Annotated in this window: 6 protein-coding genes and 1 pseudogene; 3 read left to right on the top strand and 4 right to left on the bottom strand. The window is 73.6% G+C overall.

Annotated features, from left to right (window positions below):
* The coding region (locus ABT160_RS46175) for a thioesterase II family protein (protein ID WP_351656200.1) at window positions 1–804 on the bottom strand (804 nt) is incomplete at its 3' end.
* Between the two features lie 250 nt (window positions 805–1,054).
* Here ABT160_RS46175 and ABT160_RS46170 point away from each other — a divergent pair.
* Window positions 1,055–2,155 carry a helix-turn-helix transcriptional regulator gene (locus ABT160_RS46170; protein ID WP_351656198.1) on the top strand — a complete coding sequence of 367 codons (1,101 nt, stop codon included), beginning with the start codon at window positions 1,055–1,057 and terminating at the stop codon, window positions 2,153–2,155.
* An 80-nt stretch (window positions 2,156–2,235) separates the two neighbouring features.
* Here ABT160_RS46170 and ABT160_RS46165 read toward each other — a convergent pair whose 3' ends face one another.
* Window positions 2,236–3,012 (bottom strand): methyltransferase domain-containing protein, encoded by a 777-nt coding sequence (locus ABT160_RS46165; protein ID WP_502984425.1) that lies wholly within the window; start codon window positions 3,010–3,012, stop codon window positions 2,236–2,238.
* Between the two features lie 197 nt (window positions 3,013–3,209).
* On the bottom strand, window positions 3,210–4,175 hold the full coding sequence (locus tag ABT160_RS46160; protein WP_351656196.1) for a pirin family protein: 966 nt from the start codon (window positions 4,173–4,175) through the stop codon (window positions 3,210–3,212).
* Window positions 4,176–4,345: 170 nt separating this feature from the next.
* Here ABT160_RS46160 and ABT160_RS46155 point away from each other — a divergent pair, with 170 nt between their 5' ends.
* Together ABT160_RS46155 and ABT160_RS46150 are read left to right on the top strand one after the other, a co-directional pair.
* Window positions 4,346–4,693 carry a tetratricopeptide repeat protein gene (locus tag ABT160_RS46155; protein ID WP_351656194.1) on the top strand — a complete coding sequence of 116 codons (348 nt, stop codon included), beginning with the start codon at window positions 4,346–4,348 and terminating at the stop codon, window positions 4,691–4,693.
* An 82-nt stretch (window positions 4,694–4,775) separates the two neighbouring features.
* Window positions 4,776–5,270: a DinB family protein gene (locus ABT160_RS46150; RefSeq protein WP_351656191.1), complete on the top strand. Its 495-nt coding sequence runs from the start codon at window positions 4,776–4,778 to the stop codon at window positions 5,268–5,270.
* Between the two features lie 33 nt (window positions 5,271–5,303).
* Here the strand turns inward: ABT160_RS46150 and ABT160_RS46145 are convergent.
* Window positions 5,304–5,787: pseudogene (locus ABT160_RS46145) on the bottom strand (hypothetical protein); the annotation flags it as partial.

The following is a 5,787-nucleotide window of genomic DNA, read 5'->3' as shown; positions in this document are numbered from 1 at the left end:
GTAGCGCAGCAGGTGGGCCAGTAACGCGGTGTCCGTCAGGTCGTTGACGGCCACCAGTTCGATGTCCGGCCGGTTCAGGGCGATGCGGGCGACGGCGCCGGCCACGCGGTCGAGGTTGGCCTCGTCGAGCAGGTAGAAGTGGCCGCCGGGCAGGATCAGGAAGTCCGGGTCCGCGTCGGCCCGGTCGGCCCAGGAGGCCAGTGCGGCGGCGGGGACCAGCAGGTCGTCCTCACCGCCGAGCACGGTCAGCGGGTGCCTGACGCGGGCGTCGGCGTTCCGCCGGGCGAGCAGGCCGCCCAGGGTGAGGTCGGCGCGCATCAGCCGCAGCGTGTGGTCGCGCCAGCCCGGGTCGGCGAACAGCTCTCCCGGGGTGCCGCCACCGCGTTCGATCACGCTCAGGAGCGCGGCGTCGTCCCACTCGTCGGGGCGCTCCACCTGGGAGCCGCACGGGAGTTGGGCGCTGATGACCAGGGCCGAGCAGAGGGCGGGCGCCGCGTGGGCGAGGGCCAGGGCGAGCGAGCCGCCGAGGCTGTGGCCGAACAGCACGGTCGGCGCCGGGGGCAGTGCGGACAGCTCCGCGAGGATGCCGTCCACGACCTCGTCGGGCGAGGCCCCGGGCTCTTCGACGAACCGGCGCTCGCGTCCGGGGAGGGTCGCGCCGAGGACGTCCAGGTCCTGCGGGAGGCGCGCCACCAGGGGAAGGAGGGCGTTGGGCCCCGCTCCGGAGTGGGGCAGGACGACGACCCGGCCGGCGGGACGGGACAGCGGGTGGCGCAGCGGGCTGAGCCACGTTTCGGATGACACGTGTCTACCGCCGAACGGGATCGGGCACCGGGCCCGGGGCCGCGGCCGGTCCGGGACGCGGCGCGGTGGAAGACGCGGGAGGGGGAGTGGTTCTCATCACAAAATCCCAAACCAAGTGGTGCAAAAGGGCGCCCTTGTGGGGCCCCTTCAATGTATGCAGCACCGGAAGGCCGGACCAAGGCCGCCAAACCCTCGTGTCTCCGTTGGCGGTAATACGACAGGTACGAAAAGCGGACTAGACTGATCGAACGTGAATGCATCGCCCACCGAAGCAGTGCCCGCCCTGCGCGCCTCCGAGGCCCGGATCTACGCCCGCGCCTGCAGCGCGGGCGCCGTCACCGTGAACGACCTGGAAGTGGAGACCGGGCTGCCGGGCGAGGAGATCCGCGCGGCCGTACGCCAGCTGCGCACCCTGCGCCTGCTCCGCGAGGCCGACCAGAGCGAGAGCCGCCTGATCCCGGTGTCACCGGACAGCGCCAAGCTCCAGCTGCTCGACCCGATGCTGCACGAGGTGCGCCGGCTGCAGGACCAGGCGGAGGCGATGCGGCAGACCTTCGACGGTCTCGTCCACGTGTACGAGGAGGCCGCCAGCGACCGCCTCAAGCGCAAGGGCATCGAGGTCCTCCAGGAGCGCAGCGGCGTCCGGTGGGCGGTCAACAGCATGGCCGCGAGCGCCACGGACGAGGTGCTCACCTCCCACCCGGGCGGCGCCCGCCCCCCTGAGGTGCTGCACGAGTCGGTCGGCCGCTCCCGCGACCTGCTGGAGCGCGGCGTCGGCATCCGTACGCTCTACCAGCACAGCGCCCACTTCGACGTCGGCACCGCCGCCTACGTCGAGCACTTCACGGCGCTGGGCACCCAGGTGCGCACCCTCGCCGACGGCTTCCCACAGCTGATGATCTTCGACCGCGAGCGCGCGATCCTGCCGCTGCGCGACCAGCCGGACGGCGCGATGATCGTGACCGACCCGAGCATCGTCGACTTCACGGTCGCGGCCTTCGAGCGGGCCTGGGCCGCAGCCTCCTCCTTCCCGCTGGAGTACAACCGCCGCCAGGTCATGGAGACCTCGGAGGACGTCAAGCTCAGCATCATGCGGCTGCTGGTCAACGGCGAGGACGACAAGCGCATCGCGGACCGCCTCGGCCTGTCGCTGCGCACCTGCCAGCGCCACATCTCGCAGATCATGAAGCGGATCGGGGCGCGCAGCCGCATCCACGCGGGCTATCTGATCTCGCAGTACGACCTGCTGAACAACCCCTCCGCCCGGACCGACGCGCCCGCGGAGCGGGGCGCGGGGGCACACCCGGACCGCCCGTGCCCGACGGGCGGTCACGCGGTCGAACTGGGCTGACACCAAAGGCACGTTGACGGCTGCTGCGGCTTCGACCGTCGAGCACTTCGGCTCACGACGGTCGCTTCGGGACCCCCGGCTCAGGGCTTCCTGGCGAAGACCAGCACCTCGGTGGTGGCGACGCCCAGGGGCGCGAGGAAGCTGGACTCGAGGGTGCAGCCCAGGGAGTCGAAGAGGTCCACGCACACCGCGCGGGGCATGGCGGCCGGGAAGGAGTCGTGCCCCGAGCCGCCCTCCCGCACCCAGGTGCCCACCGCGGCCGGGTCCAGGCAGGTCTCCGTCATGACGTCGAAGACGATCCGGCCGCCGGGGCGCACCACCCGCGCCATCTCGTGGAAGTAGCGCACGGCGCACAGGAAGGTCACCGTGTTGAAGACCTTGTGGGCCTGGACCAGGTCGACGCTGGCGTCCGGGGTCGGGGCGAGGCTGCTGCCCTCGGTGGGCCGGGCGACCACGCCGAAGGTCTCCACCAGGTACCCGGCCCAGGGCGCCGCGGTCTCGTAGATCTCGTACCGCTGCGGCGAGCACTCCTGGAGCGTCTTCTCCAGGTAGCGGCCGGACCCGGGGCCGATCTCCAGGAGCGTGCGCGGGCCGTCGGCGTAGACGCCACGGCCGCGCAGCTCGTCGATGGTGGACCGGGTCGCGCCGGGCGTGCCGTTCATGACCTCGTCGATGTAGTCGCCGACGGAGAGTCCGGCCGCCCGCGCGGCCCGTACCGTGGCCTCGAAGGGGATGAAGTCGTCCACTCCCCCGCGGTTGTCGGTGCTGCGCACGATGTCGAACCCGGCGCGCCCCAGGAGCCGCTTGGCCCCGGACTTCACGCCCGACCGCACGCCCGACCTGACCCTGGATCCCACGCCCGACGCGGTCGTGGACACACCTCTGCCCGTTGCGTTCATCCGCCATGCCCCCCAGCTCGGCTCCGCCCTTGGAGCCAGCATAGGAGCGCGGGCGCGAGCGCGCGGCGACACCGCGAATTCGCCCTGCCCGCAACCGCGTTCGCCCCCGCGGCCCGCGCGCCGGGCCGGACCCCGGCGCGCCCGGGGCGGCGGGGTCAGCGCACGCGGCCGCGCGGCTTCAGGGGGACGGGCGGGAGTTCCGGGGCGGGCAGGGCGGCGCCGTCGTACCCCGTCACCTCGCCGAAGCGGGTGCCCTCCGTCCAGTCCGCCCGGGCCTGCTCGATCTCCTCCTGGCTGCGGCCGATGAAGTTCCACCACATGACGATCTCCTCCTCGAAGGGCTCGCCGCCCAGCAGCATCAGCCCCGCGTCCGACTCGGCGCGCAGCGGCAGCCGGGTGCGGCCGCAGCCGAGGTAGAGCATGGAGCCGGGCAGCACCGGGACGCCGTCGACGTGGGCCTCGCCGGACATCGAGAGGACCGCGTACTCGAAGTCCGGGTCCAGCGGCAGCGAGGTGCTGGTGCCGGCCGCCAGGGCCAGGTCCGCGCCGACGATCGGGGTGTACGCGGTGCCGGGCGAGCGGGCGCCGTCGAGCTCGCCCAGGATCACCGTGGCCGTCAGGCCCCGGCCGGTGACCCGCGGCAGGTCCGCGTGGTGCTGGAAGTGCGGCTCCACGTGCCGGCGCTCCTGGGGCAGCGCCACCCACAGCTGGGCGCCGTGCAGGAAGCGCGGGTGGGGGTCGGTGCTCTGCTCGGAGTGCGAGATCGCCCGGCCCGAGGTCATCAGGCCCAGCTCGCGCGGGCGCACGGTGGCGGTGACGCCGGTGCTGTCGTTGTGGAGGATCTCGCCCTCGTGCAGCCAGCTCACGGTCTGCAGGCCCATGTGCGGGTGCGGCGGCACCTGCATGCCGGGCTCCTGGGCGATGTCGTCCGGGCCGTAGTGGTCGACGAAGGCCCAGGCGCCCACCATGCGGCGGCCGAGGTTGGGCAGCAGCCTGCGCACCTCGGTGGACTCGCCGAGCTTCACGCGCCGGGGGCTCAGCAGCTCCCGCACGGGCTCGGCCACGACGAACCCCCGCCCTCCGCAGACGGAGAGCGGGGCCTGACGGTCAAGGTTGCTCATGGGCCCAACCTATCGCCGCGGACACCCCGACCAGGTAGTGGAATATTGAACCATCTCGCTCGGTTGAGCGGAACGACCGACCCCGCCGGGAACCCCGGGAACGCGGACCGTGGAGGCACGGACCGGGAATCCCGGGAACACGGACCGGGGCCCCACCGGAAGGAGCGCAAGTGAGCGACACGTACTTCGAGTTCGGCACCCCCGCCGACCGCTGGGACCGGGCCCGGATGTTCTTCGACGCCAAGGAGTACGTCACCGCCGCCCGCATCCTGGCCGGGCTCGTCGAGGAGGAGCCCGCGCAGGTCGCGCCCCGGCTGCTGCTCGCCCGGGCCTACTACCACTCCGCCCGCCTCGGCCCGGCCGAGCGCGAGCTGCGGGCCGTCCTGGAGCGGGACCCGGTGGAGAGCTACGCGCACCTGATGCTGGGCCGCACCCTGGAGCGCCAGGGCCGGGCGGACGAGGCGGCCCCGCACCTGCGGATGGCGGCCGCGATGAGCGGGGAGCCCGCGGGGACGTGAGCCCGGTACGGACACGGCGCGGGCGGCTTCTCGCGGAGCCGCCCGCCCCGCCGTTGTCAGTGGCCGCTGCTAGTTTCCCCGCATGGCAACTGTGGTCCCTTACGAGGGAAGTGAGAAGGAAAGCCTCCGCGCCAGCCTGACGCGGCACTGCGAGGCCGTGGCCTGGAAGCTGGAGGGCCTCGGCGAGGAGCAGGCGCGCCGGGTGCTCGTGCCCTCGGGGACCAACCCCGTCGGGCTGGTCAAGCACCTGGCCTCGGTGCACTACGGCTGGCTGGTGAGCACCTTCGGCAGGGAGGTCGAACCCCTGTGGTTCGACCCCTTCACCGACGAGGACAGCTACGCCTTCGAGGACGAGACGGTGGAGTCCGTCCTGGCCTTCTACGGCCGGGCCCGCGCCGCCGCCGACCGCACGATCGAGGAGCTGGACCTGGACGCGACGGGCACGGCCTGGCACGGCGCGACGGTGTCGCTGCGCTGGGCGCTGATCCGGATGGTCGAGGAGACCGCGCGGCACGCCGGGCACCTGGACATCCTGCGCGAACTCATCGACGGCCGGACGGGGGACCACCAGCGCTGAGGCGCCATCGGACGCCCGCGCCGGCAGCCGGGTTCACCACTCCCCGTCCCCCACCGGCTTCCCCTTCGCGCCCGCGTCCCCCAGCGGCTTCACCTGGCCCGGTGACGGGTCCTGCCACGGCTCGTGGTCGTCGCCCAGCCACTCCCCCACCGGCTTCACGTCCGACAGCGGGTCCGCCGGGGCCAGGTCGTGGCCCGCCGCGTCGTCGTAGTCGAACCACGGCAGGCCCGCCCGGTTGTAGGCGGCCCGGTCCACCGGGGACGGCGGGGGTTCCTCGCCCGTGATGCGGCGCCAGTCCGGCGGCGTCACCAGGTGGACGAAGACCCGTCCCGCGGGCTCGTCCGCCCAGTCCGCGGGCGGCCGGTCGTCGCGGTACACCTCCTGGCGCATGGTGCCGCCCGCGCCCAGGCCCATCGCGGCCGGGGCGGCGGGTCGGCCCGAGGGCGGCGCGGAGCGCGGGGCCGCGGCGAACGCCATCGGGGCCGCGGGCGCCGCCCCGTACCCCCCGCCGGCCGCC

Origin of the sequence: Streptomyces sp. NPDC001941 (genome assembly GCF_040296945.1) — a bacterium.
Classification (GTDB): Bacteria; Actinomycetota; Actinomycetes; order Streptomycetales; family Streptomycetaceae; genus Streptomyces.
Note: the sequence above shows the minus strand (reverse complement) of the source record. Positions and strands in the feature narration are given on the sequence as shown.